28 protein-coding genes and 1 other annotated feature are annotated in these 25,637 nt (G+C 40.7%); of the genes, 1 reads left to right on the top strand and 27 read right to left on the bottom strand.

All coding sequences use genetic code 11. The annotated features are described in order from the left end of the window. Positions 1 to 87: 87 nt before the first annotated feature. The 10 genes from PT278_RS00430 to gmk all read right to left on the bottom strand — a co-directional run bounded on the left by PT278_RS00430 (position 88) and on the right by gmk (position 10,596). A complete protein-coding gene (locus tag PT278_RS00430) occupies positions 88 to 774 on the bottom strand; it encodes a thiamine diphosphokinase (RefSeq protein ID WP_277129476.1) in 687 nt (228 codons plus the stop codon). Continuing rightward, positions 771 to 1,421, bottom strand: a complete 651-nt coding sequence (gene rpe / locus PT278_RS00425; RefSeq protein WP_277129475.1) for a ribulose-phosphate 3-epimerase — start codon at positions 1,419 to 1,421, stop codon at positions 771 to 773. Before rpe ends, PT278_RS00430 begins: the two co-directional genes overlap by 4 nt. A gap of 9 nt (positions 1,422 to 1,430) precedes the next feature. Then, positions 1,431 to 2,324, bottom strand: coding sequence for a ribosome small subunit-dependent GTPase A (gene rsgA / locus PT278_RS00420; RefSeq protein ID WP_277129474.1), 894 nt, complete (start codon positions 2,322 to 2,324; stop codon positions 1,431 to 1,433). Beyond that, complete coding sequence (pknB, locus tag PT278_RS00415) at positions 2,325 to 4,280, bottom strand: Stk1 family PASTA domain-containing Ser/Thr kinase (RefSeq protein ID WP_277129473.1); 1,956 nt, start codon at positions 4,278 to 4,280, stop codon at positions 2,325 to 2,327. It abuts the gene before it with no gap. Continuing rightward, positions 4,277 to 5,026: a Stp1/IreP family PP2C-type Ser/Thr phosphatase gene (locus tag PT278_RS00410; RefSeq protein ID WP_277129472.1), complete on the bottom strand. Its 750-nt coding sequence runs from the start codon at positions 5,024 to 5,026 to the stop codon at positions 4,277 to 4,279. Before PT278_RS00410 ends, pknB begins: the two co-directional genes overlap by 4 nt. 4 nt (positions 5,027 to 5,030) lie before the next feature. Further along, entirely contained in the window at positions 5,031 to 6,356 is a 1,326-nt protein-coding gene (gene rsmB / locus PT278_RS00405; RefSeq protein ID WP_277129471.1) for a 16S rRNA (cytosine(967)-C(5))-methyltransferase RsmB, read from the bottom strand. Continuing rightward, positions 6,343 to 7,287, bottom strand: a complete 945-nt coding sequence (gene fmt, locus PT278_RS00400) for a methionyl-tRNA formyltransferase (protein ID WP_277129470.1) — start codon at positions 7,285 to 7,287, stop codon at positions 6,343 to 6,345. Before fmt ends, rsmB begins: the two co-directional genes overlap by 14 nt. Before the next feature lie 12 nt (positions 7,288 to 7,299). Beyond that, positions 7,300 to 9,696, bottom strand: a complete 2,397-nt coding sequence (priA, locus tag PT278_RS00395) for a primosomal protein N' (RefSeq protein ID WP_277129469.1) — start codon at positions 9,694 to 9,696, stop codon at positions 7,300 to 7,302. 63 nt (positions 9,697 to 9,759) lie between these two features. Beyond that, complete coding sequence (gene rpoZ, locus PT278_RS00390; protein WP_277129468.1) at positions 9,760 to 9,978, bottom strand: DNA-directed RNA polymerase subunit omega; 219 nt, start codon at positions 9,976 to 9,978, stop codon at positions 9,760 to 9,762. A gap of 3 nt (positions 9,979 to 9,981) precedes the next feature. Then, positions 9,982 to 10,596, bottom strand: coding sequence for a guanylate kinase (gene gmk, locus PT278_RS00385; RefSeq protein ID WP_277129467.1), 615 nt, complete (start codon positions 10,594 to 10,596; stop codon positions 9,982 to 9,984). A 168-nt stretch (positions 10,597 to 10,764) separates the two neighbouring features. Here gmk and PT278_RS00380 point away from each other — a divergent pair, with 168 nt between their 5' ends. Next, a complete protein-coding gene (locus PT278_RS00380; RefSeq protein WP_277129466.1) occupies positions 10,765 to 11,040 on the top strand; it encodes a hypothetical protein in 276 nt (91 codons plus the stop codon). A gap of 50 nt (positions 11,041 to 11,090) precedes the next feature. Here the strand turns inward: PT278_RS00380 and PT278_RS00375 are convergent, their stop codons facing one another. The 17 genes from PT278_RS00375 to PT278_RS00295 all read right to left on the bottom strand — a co-directional run bounded on the left by PT278_RS00375 (position 11,091) and on the right by PT278_RS00295 (position 25,582). Beyond that, on the bottom strand, positions 11,091 to 11,528 hold the full coding sequence (locus tag PT278_RS00375; protein ID WP_277129465.1) for an ASCH domain-containing protein: 438 nt from the start codon (positions 11,526 to 11,528) through the stop codon (positions 11,091 to 11,093). Then, positions 11,525 to 12,379, bottom strand: a complete 855-nt coding sequence (locus PT278_RS00370; protein WP_277129464.1) for a GNAT family N-acetyltransferase — start codon at positions 12,377 to 12,379, stop codon at positions 11,525 to 11,527. Before PT278_RS00370 ends, PT278_RS00375 begins: the two co-directional genes overlap by 4 nt. Next, positions 12,379 to 14,061 carry a DNA repair protein RecN gene (gene recN / locus PT278_RS00365; protein ID WP_277129463.1) on the bottom strand — a complete coding sequence of 561 codons (1,683 nt, stop codon included), beginning with the start codon at positions 14,059 to 14,061 and terminating at the stop codon, positions 12,379 to 12,381. Before recN ends, PT278_RS00370 begins: the two co-directional genes overlap by 1 nt. Positions 14,062 to 14,070: 9 nt before the next feature. After that, positions 14,071 to 14,883 carry a TlyA family RNA methyltransferase gene (locus tag PT278_RS00360; protein WP_277129462.1) on the bottom strand — a complete coding sequence of 271 codons (813 nt, stop codon included), beginning with the start codon at positions 14,881 to 14,883 and terminating at the stop codon, positions 14,071 to 14,073. Further along, entirely contained in the window at positions 14,884 to 15,750 is an 867-nt protein-coding gene (locus tag PT278_RS00355) for a polyprenyl synthetase family protein (RefSeq protein ID WP_277129461.1), read from the bottom strand. It abuts the gene before it with no gap. A 1-nt stretch (position 15,751) separates the two neighbouring features. Continuing rightward, positions 15,752 to 15,994: an exodeoxyribonuclease VII small subunit gene (locus PT278_RS00350; RefSeq protein ID WP_277129460.1), complete on the bottom strand. Its 243-nt coding sequence runs from the start codon at positions 15,992 to 15,994 to the stop codon at positions 15,752 to 15,754. Next, on the bottom strand, positions 15,975 to 17,342 hold the full coding sequence (xseA, locus tag PT278_RS00345; RefSeq protein WP_277129459.1) for an exodeoxyribonuclease VII large subunit: 1,368 nt from the start codon (positions 17,340 to 17,342) through the stop codon (positions 15,975 to 15,977). Before xseA ends, PT278_RS00350 begins: the two co-directional genes overlap by 20 nt. After that, the gene (locus PT278_RS00340) at positions 17,332 to 18,180 is read right to left on the bottom strand and encodes a tetrahydrofolate dehydrogenase/cyclohydrolase catalytic domain-containing protein (RefSeq protein ID WP_277129458.1); all 849 of its coding nucleotides are present in this window, start codon (positions 18,178 to 18,180) and stop codon (positions 17,332 to 17,334) included. The genes xseA and PT278_RS00340 overlap by 11 nt, the downstream gene beginning before the upstream one ends. A gap of 50 nt (positions 18,181 to 18,230) precedes the next feature. Then, positions 18,231 to 18,629, bottom strand: coding sequence for a transcription antitermination factor NusB (gene nusB, locus PT278_RS00335; protein WP_277129457.1), 399 nt, complete (start codon positions 18,627 to 18,629; stop codon positions 18,231 to 18,233). Then, positions 18,607 to 19,065, bottom strand: coding sequence for an Asp23/Gls24 family envelope stress response protein (locus PT278_RS00330; RefSeq protein WP_277129456.1), 459 nt, complete (start codon positions 19,063 to 19,065; stop codon positions 18,607 to 18,609). The genes nusB and PT278_RS00330 overlap by 23 nt, the downstream gene beginning before the upstream one ends. A 19-nt stretch (positions 19,066 to 19,084) precedes the next feature. Next, the gene (efp, locus tag PT278_RS00325; RefSeq protein ID WP_277129455.1) at positions 19,085 to 19,654 is read right to left on the bottom strand and encodes an elongation factor P; all 570 of its coding nucleotides are present in this window, start codon (positions 19,652 to 19,654) and stop codon (positions 19,085 to 19,087) included. Between the two features lie 70 nt (positions 19,655 to 19,724). Next, positions 19,725 to 20,834 carry a Xaa-Pro peptidase family protein gene (locus PT278_RS00320; protein ID WP_277129454.1) on the bottom strand — a complete coding sequence of 370 codons (1,110 nt, stop codon included), beginning with the start codon at positions 20,832 to 20,834 and terminating at the stop codon, positions 19,725 to 19,727. Between the two features lie 150 nt (positions 20,835 to 20,984). Further along, positions 20,985 to 21,278, bottom strand: a complete 294-nt coding sequence (gene rpmA, locus PT278_RS00315; protein ID WP_277129453.1) for a 50S ribosomal protein L27 — start codon at positions 21,276 to 21,278, stop codon at positions 20,985 to 20,987. A 17-nt stretch (positions 21,279 to 21,295) separates the two neighbouring features. Continuing rightward, positions 21,296 to 21,607, bottom strand: a complete 312-nt coding sequence (gene rplU, locus PT278_RS00310) for a 50S ribosomal protein L21 (RefSeq protein WP_277129452.1) — start codon at positions 21,605 to 21,607, stop codon at positions 21,296 to 21,298. Between the two features lie 13 nt (positions 21,608 to 21,620). Then, positions 21,621 to 21,698, bottom strand: a sequence feature (ribosomal protein L21 leader region). Positions 21,699 to 21,761: 63 nt separating this feature from the next. Continuing rightward, entirely contained in the window at positions 21,762 to 23,249 is a 1,488-nt protein-coding gene (locus PT278_RS00305; protein WP_277129451.1) for a hypothetical protein, read from the bottom strand. A 90-nt stretch (positions 23,250 to 23,339) separates the two neighbouring features. Next, positions 23,340 to 24,179, bottom strand: coding sequence for a YitT family protein (locus PT278_RS00300; RefSeq protein ID WP_277129450.1), 840 nt, complete (start codon positions 24,177 to 24,179; stop codon positions 23,340 to 23,342). 83 nt (positions 24,180 to 24,262) lie between these two features. Further along, positions 24,263 to 25,582 carry a DUF2325 domain-containing protein gene (locus PT278_RS00295; protein ID WP_277129449.1) on the bottom strand — a complete coding sequence of 440 codons (1,320 nt, stop codon included), beginning with the start codon at positions 25,580 to 25,582 and terminating at the stop codon, positions 24,263 to 24,265. Positions 25,583 to 25,637 lie beyond the last annotated feature (55 nt).

Genomic DNA, 25,637 nt, shown 5'->3' with positions numbered 1-25,637 from the left:
AGAGACTGCTAGATTAACTTCCAGCAGTTTTTTTTTATCCTAAATTAAAAAGCCAATCTTAGTATTACTAAGAATTGGCTTTTTTTGTTAAATATTTTGATAGCGGTCAATGTCTTTGGCCTGGATAACAGCAACTGTCCCCTTGGTAAAAGATAAATTAAATGAATCTGCCTGCGATAAAAATTCATTGGAACCAAACGATACAGGATAAGAATTATTATAATCAGCCAAGTTGTATTTGGCATTAGCAATCTTAAGTTGCGCCACTGCTGTTAATGGTGCAACGCCAAAATAGGTATAGCCCTTTTGCCGCGGGACTACATGCTTGCCAGGATTATAAAAATTAATCAGGTTTTGTCGGTCTAAAATTTGAACTTGCTCTGCAAACTGGTTAACTGCTGGATTCAGCAGCATTAATAAATTTACAAGAAAATGATCGATTCGCCCGCCAGTCGCACCTAACAGGGTTAGCTTCTCAACCTGATAATCATTGAAGACATCTCTAATCATTAATTCTGTATCAGTAAAATCTTTTTCGGGAACCGAATAACGCACATCTGGCACATCACAGGCAATCTTAGTTAATTCCTGTCTTTTTAAGGAATCAAAATCACCAACTGCTAAATCAGGTGTAAAGCCTAACTGTTCAAGCAGAATACTGCCGCGATCAACACCGATTAACAGATCCCCTTGTTCTTGAGCTGTTGACAAAATCTGTTCAATCTCCTGCGGCCATTCTGCTTCTGGACCACCCAGTAACGCAACCGCCCTCATCGTAAAGCCTCCGTCAATTCCGCAACTTGTTTAGCAATCTGGCCCTTGCCAAACAAATACGAACCAGCAACAAAAACACTTGCCCCAGCAGCTTGGGCAACTTTTGCTGTTTCAGCATTAATACCACCATCAACTTCAATTGGCAGCTGACCTTGCAATAATTCGTTAGTCTCTTTAATTTTAGCGGTCATTTCAGGTATAAATTTTTGACCGCCAAAGCCAGGGTAGACCGTCATTAGTAATACTTGGGCAAGCTTGGGCGCAAACTCAGACAAAACGGCAGCTGGTGTATCAGGACTAAGGACTAGTCCAGCCTTAACATGGTGGTCATTCAAATAAGTAAGCCACTTAGTTAATTCTGCTTCAGACATGGCTTCATAATGAAGCTCAACTATATCAGCTCCAGCTTCGACAAAGGCCGGAACAAGCACTTCCGGATTGTCACTCATCAGGTGAACTTCTGCAGTAATATCAGGAAATTCGCGCTTAAAGTCGCTCACCAATTGTGGTCCAAAAGATAAATTCGGCACAAAATGACCATCCATAATATCAATATGAAAGCGACTAATTCCCGCAGCAACCGCTGCTGTTATCTCACTTTTTAGGTTTAAATTGTCGGCATTTAAAATCGAGGGGGCAATTAACATTCTTTCTCCTTATTTCAAATATTCTGGCATGCGGCCATTGGCAATTTCATTGCGCATTAACAAATAATCATCATAGCGGCTCTGGCGAATCTTGCCTTCCTGTACAAGCTCTTTAACCGCACAGCGAGGCTCTTTAAGGTGTTGACAACCACGAAACTTACAATTGACGCTAGCCTTTTTAAATTCGCTAAAATAATTGCAGAGTTCATTCAGCTTTATCGGTGTGAAGTCAATCGCAGAAAAGCCTGGCGTATCAGCTAAAAAGCCCTCACCTAGACTAAATAATTGCACCGTTCTTGTCGTATGCTTACCACGGTTTAAACTGGTTGAAATTGCGGCAGTTTCTTGCTTTAAATCCTTTTTTAGATGATTAATCAAGGTTGACTTACCGGCACCTGACTGCCCCGCCAGTGTCCAAATCTGGTCTTGGGTGATTGCCTTAGGCAACTCAGCAGCTAGCTTAGCCCAATCATCATAAACCGGATAACCAATTGAAGCATAATAATCAAGCTCATGGCGAATTTCTTGCAGCTTATCGGCAGCAAGAATATCACTTTTAGACAAGTAAATACTGACTGCAACCTTTTGCCACGAAAAGAACGTCAAATACCGATCGAGCAGCTGCAGAGAAAAGTCCGGCTCAACAGCAGACACAACTAGCAGAACGTGACTTACATTTGCCAAAGCTGGACGCCCAATCAGATTTTGCCGCGGCATAATTGCAACCAAATAACTGGTGCCTTGCTCATCAATCTGAACTTGAACATGATCGCCAACAGTTGGCTTTTCCTTATTTTTGCGAAAAACGCCACGTGCTCTTGTGCGCACAATTCCGGATTCTGTCTGCACGTCGTAAAAGCCAGCAATCAGACCCATAACAATTCCTTCGACTTGCTTAGTCATTTATTTCACCTTTTCATTTAATACGGTTTGACCATCACGCACGACCCGCAAGCTCCCAGTACCGTCTTTTAGCGAAAACGGAATTGAAAAGTTAGTATTGCGCTTAATATACAAGTCGCGATAAATATCACTCAGAGAATGATTATCATCAGAAACGTAAATTTGAACGTGATTGCCGTGACTGCCAGTGGTATTTTCAGAATCATAGTTAACGGTAAACGTCTTAATCGTTGACGAATCTTTTTCTTCCTTTGGTCCCTCTGACAGGCTCACTGTAACCGTGCTATTACGCAATACTTGCGTCCCAGCAGCCGGACTCATCGAAATAATTCTTCCCTTTTTAACTTTATCAGAATACGTTGAGGTTACTTGCAAAGTCAAACCATACTTATGGGCATATTCCTGCGCTTCTTTTAGCGTATAATTCTTCAAATTCCCCAGCTTAATCGAATCACGCTTAATGCCGTCATCGCGGCCCTTAGATACCACCAAGGTCACTGTTGTCTGGCTTGGCTTAACTTCGACATCAGCAGCAATGCTTTGACTAATTACGTGATCGGGCGGTACATTAGGCGAATACTGACTGTCTTTGATAACGTCAAAGCCCAGTTTTTGCAGTTTAAAAACTGCAGTATCATAGTCTTCACCCGTTACATCAGGCACCCGCACCATCCCGGCACCATCGGAAACATAGAGGTCGACTGCACGCCCCTTTTTGCTTTGCGAGCCAGCAGGCGGTGAAGTTTCGATTATTCGGCCCCGATTAATACTGTCAGAACTTTTATGTTTAACATGACCGACCTTTAAGCCAACTTTTTCCAGTTGGACGCGTGCGCTTTTTTCGGTTAAATTAGTCACATCTGGAATGCGAACATCTTCATGACTATTAAGAGCCAACAATAATAAGCCAACAACTACTACTGCAGCTATGGCAATAAACAGCCACCACCACTTATTTTGGCGTAAATTAGCTAGTAGATCGCCTTTTTTAGTTGGCTGCTTCTCCGGCTCTTGATCTGTAGCTTGAGTTTGTGTAGCCCCTAATTTTCGACTTGGCTTAAAATTAGGCAACACGATAGTTTCGTCGTTGTTCAGGCCATGATTGGGGACAAAAATCTTCTCATCTTCACGGCTGGGATCAAGACTAGTATCCAAGTCTGCCTTCATCTCTTTGGCAGTGCTGTAGCGATCGCGCGGATCCTTAGCAGTTGCCTTCAAGACCACATTTTCTAATGCTTGGGGAACCTTAGGGTCTTTGGCTTTAATTGATGGAATTGGTTCTTGAGCATGCTTTAAGGCAATGGCAACAGCGGTATCACCGTTAAAGGGCACTGTCCCAGTAATCAATTCATAAAGGATAATCCCTAGCGAATAGATGTCAGACTGCTTGGTTACCAGGCCTCCGCGCGTTTGCTCTGGGGACATATAATGAACTGAGCCGATTGCAGAGTTGGTCTGGGTAATAGAATTTTGATTCAAAGCGACCGCAATGCCAAAGTCGGCAATCTTAATATTGCCGCGCTTATCCATCAGAATATTCTGCGGCTTTAGATCGCGATGAATAACATTATGCTTGTGAGCCAGGGTCATGGCACTCAATATTTGGTCCATAATCCGAATTACATCATGCAAATCAAGCGGGGAATTTTGCCGGATGTACTCTTTTAAATCCGGCCCCGAGACATATTCCATTACCATATAAGGCAGGCCATGATCGGTACCCACATCAAGCACCATGACGATATTCGGGTGACTTAACTCACTCGTAGCTAATGCCTCACGCTGAAATCGCGCTAGAGTTTGCGGCTCACGCTGCAGGTCCATTCGCAAAATTTTAACTGCGACTTTTCGCTGCAAAATAATATCTTCAGCTAAGTAAACATTAGCCATCCCGCCTTCGCCCAGTGTGTCAATAATTCGATAGCGGTCGCCTAACAAATACCCCTTATCAATCACTGCTTGTCACCGCCCTCATTAACGACAAGACAGACTGTAATATTGTCGCCGCCGCCTAAACGGTTAGCTTCATTGATTAACTTACGGCAACGCTCCTTTAAGGACAATTCTTTAGTCGCCAAAATTTGTTGGATCTGGGGGTCACTTAAGGAATTGGTTAACCCATCTGTACACAGCAAAATCACGTCATTATCATGCAGTTCTATTTGCTTAAATTCCGGTTCAATCGTGCTGGAAACACCAAGTGCTTGAGTGATGATATTTTTTTGAGGGTGGTGCTTTGCCTGCTGCCTGGTAATTTGTCCCATTTTGACAAGTTCATTAACCAGCGAATGATCTTCAACTAATTGGCTAAACTTCTCTCCAGTATAACTATAGGCACGCGAATCACCCAAATGCGCAATCAGCGCTTCTTCAGCAAAAACAACCGCCAAAACAATTGTCGTCCCCATCCCATTGAGATCGGGAAAACGATCAGCGGTTTTTAAGATTGTTTCGTTTTCAGAATTAAGCTGCACATCAAGCCATTTACGGGCACTTTCGCAGTCTGTAAAATCAGTTGTGCTAAAGCTGTGACCCAAATGGCTAACGGCCATCGTGGACGCAACGTCTCCCCCTTGGTGACCGCCCATGCCGTCACAGACGATTGCCATAGTTGCGCCACTTTTATTTTGAAAAACTCGTACAAAATCTTGATTACTTTTTCGTATTCGACCAATACTTGAAGCGTATGCTGTTTTAATCAAAACTCTAACCTCGCATTACAAATTTAGCAATGAAAAAGCCGTCACTGCCGTAACTATCAGGTAAAATCTTAAGCATCCCTTCAGGTGCATCAATTTCGCCCGCCTTAAATGCCTGCAATTCAAATTCAGGATGCTGCTTTAAAAATTCCTTGACGACTGCTTCATCTTCTTCAACAGCAATTGTACAAGTGGAATAAACAAGTTCACCGGCTGCTTGCACCAAACCACTTAAATGATCTAGTAGTGCCAGCTGCACCTTTTGCAAGTTAGTCAAATCACTCAAACTCTTAGTATAACGAATTTCGGGCTTACGCCGCAAAAGACCTAGGCCTGAACATGGCGCATCAACCAAAATCTTGGCAAATTGTCCTTGTTCAAAAACTTGGTCAGCCTTGCGTGCATCCATTGCCTTGGTAATAACCTGATCTTTGACATTCATCCGGTCGGCATTTTGCTTAACCAACCGCAACTTGTTTTCATGAATATCGAGCGCCGTCACATGACCGGTCGTTAAATGCTCTGCAATCTGAACGGTTTTGCCGCCAGGAGCACTACAGGCATCTAAGACTTCCTCTTCTCCTGTAAAATTGAAAGCACTTACCGCTAAACTAGCAGCTTCATCTTGAATTGTCAATTTACCATCTTTAAATAATGAAGTTTCACTAACGCCGCCGCAAGCTAAAACCAACTCATCAGTTGCAATAGCTGATTTTTCTGACTCAAAGCCTAATTCTGCCAATTTCTTAACTACTTCTTCAAAATCAGCTGCGCGCGCCACACGCACCGTGTTTTGGGCTGGCAAATTGATGCTGGTCAAAATACTGCTTGTGCGTTCAATTCCCCAGTTAGTAATTAAATATTGAACTAGCCATTCGGGCACACTTTCTTTCACACTTAGATATTGAACTGTATCCTGCTCATCTGGCAATACTGGTCCACGGCGAATTAAGGCATGCAAAATACCATTAACGATTTTAAAGCCAGTTGAATGGGGCTTACCGAATTGCTTAGCCAAGAGATTAGCCTCATTAACTGCAGCCCGATTAGGCACCTTATCCAGAAATAAAATCTGGTAGGCTGACATTAATAATAATGGCAGCAGATAATCTTCTTTAAGCTTAGTTTTAACTAAGTCATGCAGCTGGTATTCTAGGTAAATTTTATACTGAATTGTCCCATAAACTAACCTAGTACAAAAATTACGGTCAGCCTGACTAAGTTGCGAATGCTGCAGACTATTATTCAAGCTGATGTTTGAGTATGAGCCATCGCGCAAAACGCGAATTAGGGTTTCTAGCGCAACTGCTCGCGCACTTTTAGTCGTCGACAATTTTTTCTCCTACCGTATACTTACTGCCTTGACCGTTTAAAAAGTTGTTAACGGTCATTTTCTTTTTGCCTGCTGGTTGGACTTCAATTAAGTTAAGCACAGTGCCTTCCGCAAAGCTAATCGCAAACCGGCCGTCCTTAGCAACTAGCTTACCAGCTGCTAGATCTGTTGTTTCTTGACTAACCTCTGCCTGCCAGACCTTTAGACGTTGGCCGGCAACTGACAGATAAGCTCCGGGATCAGGATTAAGTCCGCGAATTAAATTGTTCGCCTGCGTTGCTGTCTGCGTTAATTTGATTTGCTCCTGCTGCTTTTGAATATTAGGTGAAAAGACAACCTTGCTAGCATCCTGCGGCGTCTTTTGGTCTGGATTGGCAATAATTTGCGGCAAAGTTGCCAGCAACAAATCACGACCTAATAATGATAACTTCGCGAACACGCTGCCAGTGGTGTCTTCTGGTTCAATTTTCAATGCCTTTTGCGCATAAATATCGCCAGCATCCATTTGCTTAACCATTTCCATAATCGTAATTCCAGTTTCAGAATCACCATTGATTAGCGAATATTGAATTGGCGCACCACCGCGGTATTTTGGCAATAAGGAGCCGTGGACATTAACCGCTGCAATTTTAACTGATTCTAAAAACTTGCTCGGCAAAAATTGCCCATAGGCAGCCGTAATAATTAGGTCAGCATGCAAAGCAATTAATTCCGCTACTTCTGGTGAACCCGACAATTTAACTGGTTGAAAAATAGGCAGGTTAAGTTCCTCTGCAGCCACCTTAACTGGAGTCGGGGTAATCTTTTGCTTACGTCCAACCTTCTTGTCAGGCTGCGTAACAACCGCCTGAATATCGTAATTATTGTCTACCAATGCCCGTAAAATCGGCACTGCAAAATCGGGCGTCCCCATAAAAATAACTGATGTCATTGCGATTCTCCTTTACATAATTCGCTCAGGCTCGTTGTCGATATACACATTTAAGCCGTACTTTTTTACTTCCTGTGCTGAGTCCTGAATTTGGTGTAATAAATTATTTAAGTTAGCTTCTTTTTTATATTTTACCAGTATTTGATAATAATATTGGTTTTTTAGGCGAGAAATTGCACTCGGGGTTGGACCCAAGACAATTGTTGCCGGATGCAAATTAGCCTGCAGCCGGCGTTTAATCTTAAATGCCTCCCGAGCCGCATTTTGTTCTTTTTTGGCTGCAACCGAAATTAAAACGGTGTAAAAATACGGCGGATAGTTGCCGGCATGCCGCATCTGCATTTCGTAGGCATAAAAGCGTTCATAATCCTGCGTTTGTGCCAGCGCAATTGCATAGTGATCCGGATTAAAGGTCTGAATCATCACTTCACCCTTTTTTTCAGCCCGGCCGGCCCGGCCAGCAACCTGCGTTAACAATTCAAATGTGCGCTCAGAGGCATTATAATCCGGCAGCCAAAGCCCAGTATCGGCATTGACCACCCCAACTAGTGTAACATTAGGAAAGTCTAACCCCTTGGCAATCATTTGGGTACCCAGCAGGATATCTGCCTTATGCTCGCCAAATGAATCCAAAATCCGCTTAAATGCCCCCTTGCGCCGCGTTGTATCAACGTCCATCCGCAAAATTCTTGCTCCCGGCAATAATTCGTTCAATTCTTCCTGAACCTTTTGCGTGCCTGTACCCAAAAAACGAATCTTAGTACTCTGACAGTTAGGACATTTTGTCGGGATTTGTATTGTATAACCACAATAATGACACTGCATTTGTCCAGTATCCTTGTGCATTGTCAGCGACAAGTCACAATTAGGACATTTCATAACGTAACCACATTCGCGGCATAGCATAAAATTGGCAAAACCGCGCCGGTTAAGCATTAAAATAACTTGTTCCTTCTTAGCAAGCCTAGCCTTGATTGCATCAACCAATTCCACAGTCAGATCTAATTGCCCACCAGCAAAGTCAGCCTGCTTCAAGTCAATTAACTTAACTTCAGGCAAGTTTTTTTGATTAGCTCTCTTAGTCAATTTTAGTAATTGATAAACGCCCTTTTGTGCACGTGCACGGCTGTCAAGTGACGGCGTGGCACTGCCCAGTACCAACGGACAAGAATTGTACTTACTGCGCCAAATAGCAACATCACGGGCATGGTAGCGGGGATTATCCTCCTGCTTGTATGAAGATTCATGCTCTTCGTCAATGACGATTAAGCCAATATTAGTTAGGGGCGCAAACACGGCACTGCGGGCACCAACAACCACGCGAACCTCGCCGCGGCGAATTCGCCGCCACTCATCATACAGTTCGCCTTCAGACAAGCCACTGTGCAATACCGCTACTTGTTCGCCAAAGCGGTCTTTAACTTGCGTCACCATCTGCGGCGTTAACGAAATTTCTGGCACCAACATTAGCGCATTTTTACCACTAGCTAACGTCTGACTGATTGCATGCAAATAAACCTCAGTCTTGCCACTGCCAGTGATACCCTCAAGTAAAAAAGTCTGCGGCTTAGCCGTTTGGATGGTCGGCACAATCTGGTCTAGTGCAGCTTGTTGCTCATCATTCAAGTTAATTTTATGATGCTTGTCGCTCGTAGTAACATCGGCTAATGGATCACGATAAACTTCTACAGGCTCCTTTTTAAGCCAGCCTTTTTTGACAGCACTAGTCAATGTTGCCGTATTAACTCGTGCCGCCTGCTCTAGCTGCTGCTGTAACATCGGAAAGGCAGAATAATTCTCAATTATTGCCATTAATAGCTGCTTTTGCTTAATTGCATTTTGCCGTAATGATTCGTAAAGATCAATGTAGTCTTTTTTAGATAACGGCAACGCATATTGGTTCTGCGTTTTAACCTTAGCCCGATTTTCTACCACATATTCAATCTTAGCGTCATCACTACGCAATAATTTACGAATAGCGGCAATTTCTTTTGGAGCAGTAATCTTAGTTAAATCTATCGGTTCGCCTTGAAAAAAGGGCATTGCCTTGGCTTTAGCAGTTACTGGTACTAAAATTTTGCGATAATTTGCGCGCATCACTCGGGGCAACATCGCTTTTAAAATCGTAATGCGATACGAAAAAATCCGGTCTGCCAGTGCCTTGGATAATGATACTAATTCTGGAGTCAGCGGCGGCATTTCATCGACAACTAGCAAAAGGTCCTTTAATTTTCCTTGAAACTGGCTATTCTTAGTCAAGCCAACCACAAAGCCCTGCAATTTACGTGGACCAAACGGCACAAAAACTCGTGAGCCAACTTCAACATCACCAACGTCATCTGGAATATGATATTCAAAAATCCGATCAGTTTGTTTGGCTGCAATATCTACAATTACTTGCGCAATCATTTAATCACCTTGAAAAAAATGACCTCCATCACTTGCGGATGAAGGTCATAAAATTTAACCAACTTATTGATTAACCTCGCGATGTTCGGGATCAACGGTAACTTTACCGGCTTCGATTTCTTCCAGCGCCTTACCGACAGCCTTTTGCGACTTGTAGCTCTTCAATGCTTCAGGATCGCCAGCCTCTAATTCGTGTGCTCTCTTTGCTGCCAGCACTGATAACGAATAACGCGAATCAACGCGTGCTAATAATTTGTCAATTGATGGATATGTAACTCTCATAAATTAGTCCTCCCTGACCATTTTCCGGTAAGTATCAATTACCCGTTTAACGCTAACATGCTCGGCATCAACAATTGCCTTGATATGATGAACAGCATTTGCCACTTGATCGTTGACAACTGCATAATCATAATCCTGCATTACCAAGATTTCCTGTCTGGCTTGCTTAATGCGCCCCATAATAACGTCTTCTGATTCTGTACCGCGATTTTCCAAACGTTCATGCAAAGTGTGCAGATCCGGTGGTGTTAAGAAAATAAAGACACCATCCGGCATTTTTTCACGCACTTTTCGTGCCCCATTAACGTCAATCTCTAACAAAACATCTTTTCCCTGCTCCAGCATTTCTTCAACCGGTGCAAGAGGTGTCCCATAATAATGGTTCACATATCTATTATATTCTAGAAGTTCGCCATGGTTAATAGCTTGCTTAAAACGTTCTTCTGAAACAAAAAAATAATCTTTGCCATTAACTTCGCCCGGCCGCGGCTTGCGCGTTGTCATTGACACCGAATATTCAAACGGAAAAACTTTATTCTCAACTATTGCACTTTTAACGGTTCCTTTACCAACTCCAGAAGGACCCGAAAGGACAAGTAACAAACCCTTATCTGCCATGCCATACTCCCCTATAAAAAGCTATTAAGTCTATTTAAAACTAAATGTAACAGTTTTTCAAGTTAATAAGTTTTTCACGCAAATTTAGACCAAACACTTGTTTCCTTAAACAGATGTTCGTATAATGTGATTATCAAACTAATGTTCGCCAGTTTTGAGGGGTACTTTATGAAAAACTCACTTAAAAAAATTTACCACTATCTATTTACCTATGACGATGACAGACTGAGCATTTATAGCCAAGCATATCGCCATATTTTAACATCATTAAATTTCGCGCTACTTCACCGCGATTTCGTTATGCTGACTTACCCAAATGACACCAGCGAAATCGGCCAGATTGTCAAACGCCTTTCTACTGGACGCTTTGTTTTACGTTCTAGTGACCAGAAGGTGTTAAAAATAATTGACGTCAGTAATATTTTTCGGGTAGATTTAGCCTAAATTAAAGTACAAAAAAGCTCAAGGATAATTAATTCTTGAGCTTTTATTTATTAAACTTTTGCAAACACTTCGCAGACAACTGGCGTTTCTTCATTAAAAGTCCAATGATTTTGCTTGCATTCCTTAATAAAGAAATCAACATTAGCCTTACGCCAATATGCATAGGTTCGATCGCCTTCACCCTCATGATAAGCATGTTCTTGCGATACCTGCTTAAAGGGCATTATTTCGCAGACCTTATTTTGAATAACACAAACCGGCTTTCCAGATCCATTCAGAATAATACAGTATTTACCAACTTTTGCCAGGCTATTACTTGGATCATAAAGGCTAGTTGTCGCCGTTTTTATTCCCCGATTAACTAAATCCGCTAGCTCGTCAGCCATTTGTTCGGTATCGCCAAAGGCAAAGGCCTCATCCAATTCGCTGGGGTCAATTTTATTTTTTATACAAAATTCATCCCAATATTGTTCTACTTGTTCATTCATTTTTTCACCAAATAATCTACTTCGCTCGTGATTTTGAACCCCGCATTCTGATAGACATGAATTGCCGCTAAATTACTACAATCAACTTCGATCGAAAAATCCCGGCTGCCCTGCTTGTGCAAAATTGCCATCATTTGCTTAATAAAGAAAGTCGCAAAGCCGCGGCCACGAAAACTTTCTGCAATAAATAAGCCAAAGAAATAATCGGTTTGGCCACAATCGACGCCGCAATAACCGACAATCTTGTCTTGATAGAGCAAGACAAAGCTTAAGCCAGTTGGATCTTGCAACCCCTGAACCAAATAATTCATTGTTGTCGTCAGCGGTTCTTCAAAAGACGCACTATAACTTTTAGCAACTTCGGCAACATCAGCTTCTGTCATTTGCCGCACAGTCAGTCCTTGAAGGGGCAGAACATCAATTGCCTTGCTTGTCTTCATAAAATATTCAGAATCAGTAATCGTTAAAGCAGTATTCTTTAAAAAATCTGGATTCTGCTGTAAAAAGATTTTTTCAGAGACAAAACTATATTGAGAATAGCCATACTTTTGGGAAATTCTAACCGCATGTTCAAACATTTCAGTAGCAATACCCTGCCTGCGCAAAGTAGGAGCAACAATCATGCTCAACTCGACTTCACTGCCTGGTTCTTCATCGGCATACAGCATGGTTAAGCCAACTAGCCGCTGGTCACGATATGCAAGCACAAAGGCCGGCATTTGTGAAAAATAATTATATCTATTGCTCAAATAAGGTTCTTTAGCTGTGTGGTCAAACTGCTGACTTGCGGCAATTAACTCGTGCGCTCTTTTAAGTTCACTATTAGTTAGGGCTATCTTTTCAACAATCATTATTTCTTTTTAAAACTCTTCATTAAATCTTCAGCGTTTTGCTTAGCTGCTTCTGTGACATCACTGCCGGCCATCATTTCTGCAATCGCAGTGATTGTTTCCTCTTGGGTCAATGGACCAATTTGCGTGTAAGTAGCGCCATCCTTAACTTGTTTAGCCACCAAGTATTTCTGGTCACCAGCAGCCGCCACTTGCGGCGAGTGCGTAATCGCAATTACCTGCTTATTCTCGCCAATTGAATGCATTTTTGCACCAATTGCCGCCGATACTCGCCCAGAAACACCGGTATCAATTTCATCAAAAATCATTGTCCCAACTGGTTCTACTCGGCTAAAAATTGCTTTCAATGCCAAAATCAGCCGTGACTGCTCACCACCAGAAACAATTTTAACCAGCGGCATTAAATCTTCGCCCGGATTTGGCGCAATTAAGAAGACAATCTCATCGGTACCCTTGCTGGTAAAAGTTGTCGTACTCGAAAAGTCAATGGCAAAGCGCGCCTTTGCCATATACAGGTCAGCTAATTCCTGCTTGATTTTTTCTTCAAGACTGCGGGCAACTTGTTCACGGGTATCGTGCAAACCGCGAGCTTCTTGCGTCAGCTTTTCTTCAATTTCGGCAACCTGCTTCTGCAGTTCTTCTTCGTCAAGGCCACCAGTTTCATATTGCCCCAATTCTTTTTGCACTTTTGTATAAAACGCAAAAACATCTTCAAGATCTGGGCCATACTTTTTCTTGAGCGAATTCAAGGTATCTAACCGGCTAGAAACATACTGGTAACGTTCCTCATCAAAGTCCATTTCATCTAGGACATTCGATAATTCTCCGCGGGCATCGCTTAAAGCATACACACCGTCATCAATTGTCTTGGCAATATCCTTAAACTTAGAGCCATATTCGCTTAATTCATTAGCCGCATTTTGCGCATCACCAATAAGTGTTTCAATGCCGTGTTCATCGTCATCATATAATTGCATCAAATAATTGGCTGTATCCACAATTTTTTGATAATTATTCAGCTCATTAAATTCTTCTTCAAGCTGTTCATCTTCATGCGGATCAGTCAAATTAGCCGCAGCTAATTCATCATTTTGAAATTTTAAAATATCTTGTTTCTGCGCCAATTCTTGAGCATCTTTACGCAAATGATTGAGGCGCGAAGTTAAAGTTTGCCACGTGGCAAAATCTTCTTGATAAGCTGCTAAAGCTGTCTTAAAACTTGCGGGTGCGTAATTGTCAACTAAGTCAATTTGACGATCCTGATCCATTAATATCTGCTGGTCATTCTGACCATGAATATCAACTAGATAATTGCCTAGTTCACGCAAAACATTAATCGTTGTCAACTGGCCATTAATACGGACAACATTACGGCCTTTAACAGCCAATTCACGACTAATAATCAATTGACCATCAGAATCCGGCAGGCCATATTTTTCACACAACTTAGTGATTTTATTAGTACCCTGGTTAACCTCAAATAAGCCCGTCACAACGGCTTTTTTTTCACCACTGCGGACCATTTCTTTTTGACCGCGGCCACCCATCAGCAGCGATACAGCATCAATAATAATTGATTTACCGGCACCAGTTTCACCAATCAGCACCGTCATATTTTCTTGAAAGCGAACCTTCAACGCCTTAATAATAGCGAAGTTCTTAATATCCAGCTCAACTAACATTATTTACTCCTAAAGCTCATGAACCGCGCGTTCTACAACCTCTTCTGGCGTACCTGACCATAATCTTTGGCCACCACTTTGTTCCTCTTTTTGTAAATGAATTAAAAATTCAATGTTGCCCTTACCGCCCTTAATTGGCGAATAATCAACATCAAGAACGTTGAAGCCAACTTTCAGTGCTTGTTCAATCGTATGCTCAATAACAGCGCAATGAATCGCATGGTCGTGCACAATGCCATGTTTACCCACATTTTCGGGACCAGCTTCAAATTGAGGCTTAATTAGACAGACTGCATCACAGCCATCCTTTAAAATGTCAAACATCGGCGGCATAATTAAATCCAGCGAAATAAAGGAAACATCGGTCATCGCGAAGTCAGGCAGTCCTTGGGTAAAATCTTCTGGCTTACTGTAACGGAAGTTTTGCTTTTCCATGACGACAACACGGTCATCATCCCGCAACTGCCACGCCAATTGGTTATAACCCACATCAAGTGCATACACCATTTGGGCACCATTTTGCAGTGCCACATCGGTAAAGCCACCAGTTGACGCACCAATATCCAAACAAATTTTATCTGTTAAATTAATCTGAAAAGACTTCAGGGCTTTTTCTAATTTAAAGCCGCCGCGTGAGACGTACTTTTTGCCGTCATCCTTAATGTAAAACTGTTCGTCTTCGGGAAAGCTAGTCCCACTCTTATCAATTCGTTGGTGATTATGGTCGGACACTAGTCCCGCCATAATTGCTCGTTGCGCCTGCGTTCTTGAATGAAAAAGTCCCTGCTCAGCCAATAAAATATCTGCTCTTTTTTTCGTCATTTACAGCACCTTTTGGTATAAATCAAGAAAGCCGGCTAAAACATCACCATTCAGTCCGGTTAAGCTAGTTTGAGCATGCTCAATTAAACCGACTAATTCTTGCCGGCTTTGCTTAATTCCAAGCAAGGTCAAAGTGTTGTTTTTGCCTTCTTCTTGATCCTTGTGTGTTGCCTTGCCGGCTTCCTCGCTTGTCTCAACAACATCAACTAAGTCATCATAAATTTGGTATGAACGGCCAAAATCATGCGCAAAGGTTAACAGCTGCTCTTTTTTGTCAGAAGCTGCTTTGGCATATGTGGCAGCCATTTCAACGCAAGCCAAAATAAGGCAGCCTGTCTTCAGCCATTCCATTCGATTAATGAATTGCTCATCATCAGCAACACTAGCATTATTAGTTGAATCAATATCCAGGTATTGTCCGCCAACCATGCCGTTAGGGCCAACTGCCTGCGTAATAATTTTAACCAGTTCAGCAGAATGGCTGCCTGATGCAATCCATTCAATTCCCATTGGCAATAATGCATCCCCAGCCAAAATCGCTTCGGCCTCGCCCCATTTTTTATGGCTCGTCAACTTGCCGCGGCGATAATCATCATTGTCCATTGCTGGCAAATCATCATGAATTAATGAATAAGTATGAATTAATTCAATCCCGCAGGCAATACGAATTTCTTGTTCACTAATTTCCTTATTCAAAGCGTCTAACGTTGCTAAAAAAAGCAGCGGCCGTAATCTTTTACCGCCAGCCATTACTGAATAAGTCATAATTTGGCTAATCTTTTGGTCTTCAACTTCGCTTGCCAAATGTTCAGTTAAATACTCATCAACAACTGGCGTCCATTTAGTTCTAAATTCTTTAAAAGTCATATTATTCCTCTGGTGCTGCTGCGTTATTCGGATCCAACTTATGTTCTGTTCCGTCACTATCAATTAACTTAGCAACTGTTTCTTCGGCCGCCGTTAATTTTTGGTTCAAATCACGGCTCAACTTAACACCTGCTTGGAACTCCTTTAGGGCATCCTCTAGTGGGACATTGCCGTTTTCTAAATTTGCCACGATTTTTTGTAATTCCGTTAATTGCTCTTCAAAATTATTTTTCTTGGTTGCCATTATTTGTTCTCCTGACTGACTTTACAATTGCCTTCGCGTTACCATCTTTAAAGTGTAATTTGATTTCATCTTTTGCTTTAAGCTGTGTAACCGAGCTAACCGTCTCTTCTTGAGCGTTAGTGGCATACACAAAGCCGCGATCTAACGTTTTTAAGGGACTATAATCATTTAATTGCTGGCCAATTTGCCCTAATTGGTGGCGCTTTTCACGCAGCATACTCGTCATATTAGCCTGCAATTTTTGATAATAAAAATCTTCCTGCTGCAGCATCTGCTTAATTCGACCAGTCGGTATTACTGCCGTCAACTTTTGGGTAGTAAGCTGGTATTTCTGCCGTGCCCATTCTAGTTGGTGCAGCATATTATTGTTTAAACGCTGCTTCAAAATATCCAATGTTTGTGCTTGTTCATCATAAAGCCGAGTTGGCTCACGCATGATAACCGAATTATTGATACGATTTAGGGCATCACGACGAACCCGAATCACATTTTGCATGCTTGATAACAGACTGCTTTGTAGCTGGTGAATATTTGCTAGTTCGTTAGCTAGATTGGGAGTCGCGTATTCTGCAGCAGCCGTTGGGGTTGCCGCGCGACTATCAGCTACTAAGTCACACAAGGTTGTGTCAGTCTCATGCCCAACCGAAGAAATCACGGGCATTGACATCGCATAAACTTGGCGAACAACTGCTTCTTCATTGAACGGCCACAGGTCTTCAAGTGAGCCACCACCACGACCAATAATCAGGACATCATATTTGTCACCATAAGATTCAATTTGCTTCATTGCCGCAACAAGAGAAGCTGCTGCTCGATCACCCTGAACTTGTGCCGGAAACAAATCAACTTCCGCGTGCGGAAAGCGCCGATTGGCAGTTACTAAAATATCGTGAATGACAGCACCTGATGCACTCGTAATTACAGCAATATGATCCGGAAAGTGCGGCAGGGGCCGTTTATGGTCTTGGGCAAACAAGCCTTCCTGAGCCAGCTTAGCTTGCAACTGCTGCAATTGTTCATACAGTGCCCCTAACCCAGCAGGCTCCATTGATTCAGCGTAAAATTGGTAGGAGCCTTGTGGCCCATAGACGCTAACATAACCGGTCACAAAGACCTTCATGCCTTCTTCCGGTCGAAATTTAACCTTATCAAAATATGACCGAAACATGACCACATTGATTTTAGATTTTTCATCTTTTAATGAAAAGTATTGGTGCGAATTACGCCGAAAACGAAAATTTGATAGTTCACCTTGCAGAAAAACTTTATGTAAGTACGGGTCATTCTTAAATTTTTGCGTAATATAATAATTTAAATCCGTAACAGTAAGATATTGATTATCTGCCATGATTTCTCCTTGTTAATTTAACCACCTGTTCCATCAGTGATTCAACTGTTAGTGGACCAATGCCACCAGGAACTGGTGTAATATAACTGGCCTTAGGCGCAACTGTCTTAAAGTCAACGTCACCGACAGTGTGGCCATTGACCTGATTAATGCCAACATCAACGACAACAGTACCTGGTTTAATCATCTCAGAAGTCACTAGGTTAGCCTGACCGGCTGCCGATACCAAAATATCTGCTCTCTTAGTATATTCGGAAAGGTTCTTAGTCTTCAAGTGCAAAATGGAAACTGTTGCATCTTGTTCCAGCATCAGGGCAGCTAAAGGCTTACCAACAATACTGCTGCGGCCAATAATGACAACATTCTTACCCCGCAAATTAATTTTATAATGTTTTAATAATGCTAAAATACCGTGGGCAGTTGCCGGCTCAACGAAATGATCGCCGCGCCATAACCGTCCTACATTACTTGGGGTTAAACAATCAACATCTTTTTCAGGATTAATATGTTCCAATGCCTCGTTTACATCAATCTGCTCAGGGACTGGCAATTGGATCATAATACCGTTAATTCTTGAGTCCTCATTCAACTGGTCAATTAAGGCTAACAAGTCAGCCTGGCTTTCATTAGCCGGCAATTGGTAAATTCTTTGCGCAATTCCAATTTCTTGCGCACGCTTTTTCTTAGTTCGCAAATAAATCTTACTGCTTGGATCATCACCAATATTAATTACGCAAAATAATGGCTTAATTCCCTGCTCCTTTAAGTCGGCAACCTCTTCTTGCAGCTTACCGGCCAGTAAATCAGCTAATCCTTTACCATCCAGAATTTGCCCCATTAATAATTTCCTTTTCTATCAAAATAGCCGGCCTCACAGCCGACTATCAGTTATTTTTCAACAAAATTTGCCAAAACGCCATTAATAAATGGTTTAGTCTTAGGATCAGCAAATTCATCACATAAATTTAAAGCTTCATTTACTGCTGCCTTAGGCTCAATTTCATCACTATACTTGATTTCGTATAAGGCAACTTCCAGAATAGCAAGGGTAATTTGGTTAACCCGGTTAATCCGCCAGTTCTTCTTTAAGTGACTGGCAAGTTCACCTTTCAGCTCATCACGCTTAGTAATTATCCCCTCAATTAGAGTTTTCGAATAAGCAGAAAGTTCCTTCAAATCAAGCGCTGTAACAGCTTTAGCTTCAACATCTGCCGGCAGCATCTTGGCATCTTGATTAGCCAAATAAACCGCCTGCATCGCAACTCTACGACTCTCGTGTTGATTCATTTTTACTCTTTTCATCAATGTCGGAAAACAGTTCTGAAGTTTCACTGTCATCCTGGTATTCGTCCTCTGGGAAAACTAACCCGGTTACGTGAACGTTAATTTCTGTAAAGTCTAAGTCAGTCATTTGCTTAACTTGTTGCTGCAAAGTTGTTTGCAAAGCCATCGCAACTTTAGGCACATAACTGCCTGCTTCAACGTTAATATAAACGTCAGCAATTAGGTTATTGTCCTCATCAAGACCAACTGATACGCCCTTACTGCGATCCTCACGTCCTAAAACCCGGTTAATCCCAGATCTGACACTGCCACGCATTCCGGCAACACCGTCAACTTTTTCGGCAGCAATGCCCATGATAACTTCAAGAACACTAGGATCAATTTCGATTTCTTCACCGTTATTTTTATCGTCTAAGACAATTTTTGAACTATCTGCCATTTTGTTTACCTCGAAAAAACTACTTATTTGCGCGAGATACGTATGTACCATCGGCTGTATTAATAGTTAAAACATCGCCTTCATTAATGAAGAACGGTACGTTAACTACTAATCCAGTTTCCATAGTTGCTGGCTTACCACCACCGGAAGAAGTGTCACCCTTGATGTTAGGCTCTGTTTTAGCAACTGCCAAATCAACAGTGTTAGGAAGTTGAATTCCCAAAGTCTTACCATCGTGCATGATAACACTAACATCCATATTTTCCTTCAGATAATTAGCTTCATCTGTAACTTGTTCGTTAGCAATAGCTAATTGGTCGTAAGTCGTGGTATCCATGAAAACATAACTTGAACCATCATTGTACAAGTATTGCATACTCTTGGTTTCAATTTCTGCAGTTTCTACCTTAGCAGTTGAACGGAAAGTATTTTCTTGAACTGCACCTGTAGTCAAGCTCTTAAGCTTTGAACGAACAAAAGCACTACCCTTACCTGGCTTTACGTGTTGAAATTCAACAATGCGCCATAAGTCATTATTAAATTGAATGGTTAGGCCGTTCTTAAATTCGTTAACTGAAATCATTGTCATATTGAGTACCTCATCTCCATAATATATCTTACCAATTTGCGCATAATTTTACTATTAATAATATTTAAATTTACAAAGAAATTAATTCGTCTTTAGGCAATGTAGATAAGGTTTCTGGTGTTTGATCGTGGACCAAGATATCATCTTCAATCCTGACGCCACCTTTATTTGGCAAATAAATTCCGGGTTCAACAGTATGAACCATGTTGTTAATCAACTTTTGCTTGCCAAATGGCAAGGCTGGCTGACACAATTCATGAATTTCTAAGCCGATGCCGTGACCAATCCCATGACCAAAGTATTCACCATAACCCTGCTGCGTAATATAATCACGAGCTGCCTTGTCAACATCGCGGCCGTAATTGCCGGCAACGGCGGCCGCAATGCCACGTCTTTGTGCTTCATGCACAATATCGTATATTTTGTGCATTTCACGGTCAACCTTACCCACTGACACAGTCCGCGTAATGTCTGCAGCATAACCATGATAAAAGGCACCAAAGTCAACAACAACCATGTCGCCGTCTTCAATCATCTTGTCGCTGGCAACACCGTGTGCCCAAGCTGAACGCACACCAGAAGCGATGATAGTATCAAAACTTGGGCCATCACCGCCATTAACCTTAAACAAATAATCAAGTTTGGCACCAATGTTACGCTCAATTGCGCCGGGTTGAATTAACGGCAAGATCCCATTAAAACTATCCATTGAGATATTGATTGCCTGCCGCAAAGCCGCAAGTTCTAAGTCATCTTTAACATTGCGGACACGTTCAACTAATTCCTCACAAATGACAAATTCAATTTCTGGATTCAATTTTTGCAAGTTGGCAAATTCAACCGCTGAAACGAATTCGCCTTCAACTAAGACCTTTTTTAGATTAGCTTGCTTTAACTGCTTGCTAATTTCATCATCTTGACTGCCGCGCTTCATAATTACGGTTAATTCACCGGGAGCCTGCGACTTAATTTGACCAGCAAATCTTGAGTCCGACAATAAAATCCGGTCCCCTTCAGCTGTCAAAATCAGCTGTGCTTCTTCACCAGTAAAGTTGGTCAAGTAGCGATAGTTAGCTTGATTAAAGATTAATAAGCCGTCGGCGTCCTGCTCCTTAATCAGCTTGGCAACTTCTGCAATTCGTCTATTTAAAAGTGTTAATAATTGGTTTTGTTCGTCCATTGCTTGCCTCTTTTACGAAAAATACTTGCCTCTATTTTACCGCTAAAGATTCATGTTTGACTATCTATTTAAATATTAAATTATATAAAATTAAAAACGCATAAAAAAGACGAGAAGCACGTGCTTTTCGTCTTTTTCTTAAGAACTAAATTACTTAGCTTCTTCTTCGACTGGGATAACAGAAACTTGCTTTCTGTACTTGTCCAACCGTTCAAACTTAACAACACCGTTTACTAATGCAAATAAAGTGTCGTCGCCACCCTTACCAACATTTTGGCCTGGGTGAATGTGCGTACCACGTTGACGGTAAATAATAGTACCTGCGTGGATAGTTTGACCATCAGCAGCCTTAGCGCCTAAACGACGACCAGCTGAGTCACGACCGTTAGCAGTAGAACCTCCACCCTTGTGGTGGGCAAATAATTTAAGACCTAAAATATTCATATCATTTCACCTCTGAATTAAGCTTCAATTTTTTCAACTGTAACCTTAGTATAAGGTTGACGGTGACCATATTTTGAATGTGAGTGCTTCTTAGGCTTGTACTTGAAAGTTACAACTTTCTTTTCCTTGCCTTGCTTTTCAACTTTAGCAGTTACTTTAGCACCCTTAACTAATGGGCTGCCGATTTTAACATCTTTGCCATCAGAAACAAGAACAACTTCATCAAAGGTAACTTCTTTGCCTTCTTCTACATCAAGCTTTTCTACAAAAATAGCGTCGCCTTCAGCAACTTTGTATTGCTTACCACCGGTTTTAATAATTGCGTACATTACTGCACCTCCAAAAAATACTTAGACTCGCCAATCGGGGTGCTTTTTTATAAAAGGCTTCTTACCCCGAAATGTGCGGTTGCAGATGTGGAGGTCTCCACAAATACAACTACTTTATGATACTCCCCTTAGCTGCAGAAGGCAAATAAAAACTTTATTTGCCTTCTGATATGTTCATTGCTCCATATAATCCTCTGTGAAACACCATTTGACTATCTAAAGACAATTTAGCTCTTGGCGATTTATGTTTAAAAATATATGGACTATTAGCATTCAGCCGCTGTCCTATATATCCCTCATTAAACATTCTATATAACAAAGTTTTTATGGCATCTTCTGAAAATTTAGAATTTATTTCTGTAAAGGCGTTCACAAAAGCTTGATATTTAAATCCATTTTTTCCTAGAATTGGGAAAGCTCGTTCTATATTGCTTATTAACTCTTCGTCAACAAATCCAGAAAGCTCATTTTTCATTTCATCAAAGAAAAATGATTGAGAAAAAGTTGATAATTCTGTACGAAAATCTGAATAGTAAATGGATTCATTATTAGGATAATTATCACTTACCTGTTTTAAAAAATGAATTATATCTCTTGGCCTATATAAAGTATGTTCAAGAAAAAAGTTCCAAGATGATATTTCATGATTTTTAGACACATTACTTGAAATAACATCTGGGAAAAAGTGGTTCCATAATATTAAAGATTCATTTTCTTCACCCATGAACTCTCTTAGCTTTTGTGACGTTGACATTCTTTTATTCATCAATTTAACTAAATTTAAGTTTTCACCAGAAGTATACCAATCTAAATTTATTGACATACTAGATATAACTTTATTTATATCAGGATCATTTATAGTATTTATAATATCTTCTCTAATTGCTAAAATCACCTTTAAATTAATATTCATTTTTTTAAAGTGTATATTCAGATCTTTAATGGCGCGTAACAATGCACCCAAAACTTCACTTTGATTAACATTAGTTCTCATAATGTCATCTACTCCGTCTAGCAATATATATGTATTTTCACTAAGACTGACTTTAGAAAACAAGTCCATTAAATAAAAGCAAAGATCAGAAATTCCTTCTATTGCTCCATTCTTTTGAGTAGATTTAGAAAACTCAGCAGAAATTCCTTTTATCTTTAAAGATAATTTATTATTTGATATGGTTTGAATATCTTTGACTAAATTCGAATTTTGTCCTAAGCCCATCTTTTCAAGTATCTTTTTAATTTTTTTGATTTCTGAATTCCCTTCAGTAATATATGGTTCCTTAATTAGCTTCATAGATTGGGCAATTATTAAAATTTTCCAAATATCTAAATACCTTAATCCTCCAAAATTTTTACTATTTTTAATTCCTTGAATTTTAGAAAAACGATAATATGGAATTTGACCCATATCTACAATTTTTGAAGTTTCCTTATATTTTAAATTTATTTTTGTTAAATATGCAGTCTTTCCAACACCTTTTCTTCCAATTATAATTGAAGTAGGAGAATTAATATCATTTAACCTTTCCATATAATTATTAAAATCATAAAAGCCGTGAGTTAAATTTTCTGGTGCATACTCTGCCTCAATACTTGCATCTTCAAATCCTTTAGGAATATCAGAAAACGTTATCTTTTTCATATACTGCCTCTTATTTCAATTATGCATTAAACTAATTATAATCATATAAAATTTTATATAATTTAGTTTTATCATTCAGTAAAGTATAAGTCAAATTTGCCACTTGCCGCCGTGCACTTTGGCAATATTTTCGGTAATAATAAATGCTTCACCGTCAATCGCGCGTACTTTGGCTACCAACTGACCATATTCGTTAGGGTCAACAACAATCACCAATTGCTGCTTATCCTCAGAACTATAACCGCCGACAACATTGTAGACAGTCAGGCCATCATAATCCTGCTGCAGCATTTGCTTAATCTGGGCGAGGTGATTATTACTCATAATTCGCACCTGATACTTTTTATCCAGACCCGTTTCGGTGTAACGCATCGTTATCGTCGTAATAATTTGTGAAAATGCCGCTAATAGAACCGCCTCAATGCCGTCAACGAAGATATTTAAAATAATAATTATCATATCAAGTGCCAGCAGTGTTATCGCTGGGTCAAGATAAAAATATTTTTTAAAAATCAACGGTGGAATCGTGGTCCCGCCAGCCGAAGCATCAATTCGATACAGCATTGCCACGCCAACACCCATTAAAATACCGCCATAAATAACTGCCAGCATATTATTGCTGGTCAATTTAAAGCTTGGCGTTATTGCCATTAAAATTGGCAATAGTAAACTACCCAAAGCCACCTTTTTTAACGTTTCTTTACCTAAGAAGACTGTTGCCAAAATCAGCAGCAACGAGTTAACAACCAAAACCGTTATTGAACGGTTAATCCCCCAAACGGCATCAACCAGTATCGCAATTCCCGTCGAACCACCAGCCGCAATATTAATTGGCGCGTAAAAGAAGTTAATTGCAATCGTAATTATTTCTAATCCACCTAGGAAAAATAGCCAGTACTGCCAAGTGTGTGTTTGTTTCTTAATTGTCATCTCATCTTCCTTCCAAAATAAAATCGTTGTTTCCTAATTATAATAAGAAATAACGATTAGCTTCAAGGAATATGTAAAAATGATTAGTCTTCTGTCTCATATTTAATGGTTTGATTGCCCTCGTATGCAGGTAAACCCTTTGCGGCGCGGTACAATGCCCGCTCAAAGGCTTGGTAACCTTTGCTTGAGCTGACCGCAAATTTAACATTATACTTGCTGGCAAATTCTCGAATATTCCACGTACTATCATGGGCTGCAAACGCGGTCACCAGAATCACAATATCTAAATCCTTAATTTGGTTTTCCATCATTTTTTTCTTGCCCTGAAAAGCATCTATTGGTATTGGAATTCCGTGATAACGATTAACAATACTTTCCAGCATTGCCTCATTCTGATTATCGCCAATAGCAATTCCCACACGCTGATAATGTAAGTCCAGCGCTAATTTGGTAATCGCAGTCTCATCTTGAACCGCCTTAACCTTTTTCTTTTTAACAGCAGGCTTAGATTTTGGTTGGTCAACTTGATAGACCCACCGCAATTTAATAGCATCGGCTGGATTCTTCTTTAAACGCACATCCCCGTCATACCAAGCTAAATCCACAATTGAGCCGTCAACTAACTGAACATTGCTTTCTTGATATTGACTTGAGTCAACTGGCAATAACACTGACTTTCCCCGAATGCGCAATTTTTGTCCCTTGATATTGCGGCTAACCGATAAATGCCCTGTTCGACCCTGGACAACGGCATATTTAAAGGTAGAAATTTTATCTACTTCTGTTGATGGCAGCTTTTTAAAACCGACAACACGTAAAATCGTTGCTTCATAATTCGAATTAATATCTTCAGGCACCGCTTCAACAATATCGCCACTCTTTAAATTGAGCGAGTGAATTTGCGATTCCTTTAGGGTATAGACACGCTGATTATTATCATTAATCAAATCGCAGCCGCTAAGTAATCTAATTACCGTATACCGCTTGCCCTTACGATAGTCACGCTTGGGCTTTTCTTTAGGTTGCATTGCCTGCTCAAAAATTTTCTTATTAATGACATCTTTCGTCGTGTTCGAAGCTTGGATTGCCTTTTCCAATTGGCCTAAATTCTTACCATACTTACTACCGATTTGAGGTGTAAAAGTCAACTGGTGAATTGCCGACAGAGCCGTATTTTTAGCTGCTGGATCACCTGGCGTAGCAATTAAGTCGGCTAATCCAGTCAGAAGGAGTTTAACTTGTTTAGTATCAACTTGTGGCTCACGCATAGGCTCAGGAGCAGCGGTATCGTCACCTGCCATACCCAGTATCATCTTAATTGCAGCTAGGCCATTGCGCAGACTTTTGTCATCGCCAGCGGTATTATTTAAAATTCTTTTTAAATTATTACGGTAATCAAACATCTTTTTTCTCAACTTTTCTAATCTGATTGTTCTAGTATATACCAAATCAAAAAGC

The organism is Lactobacillus sp. ESL0703, assembly GCF_029433435.1.
In the GTDB taxonomy this organism is placed as follows: Bacteria; Bacillota; Bacilli; order Lactobacillales; family Lactobacillaceae; genus Lactobacillus.
This window is presented reverse-complemented; position numbering and strand designations above follow the sequence as displayed.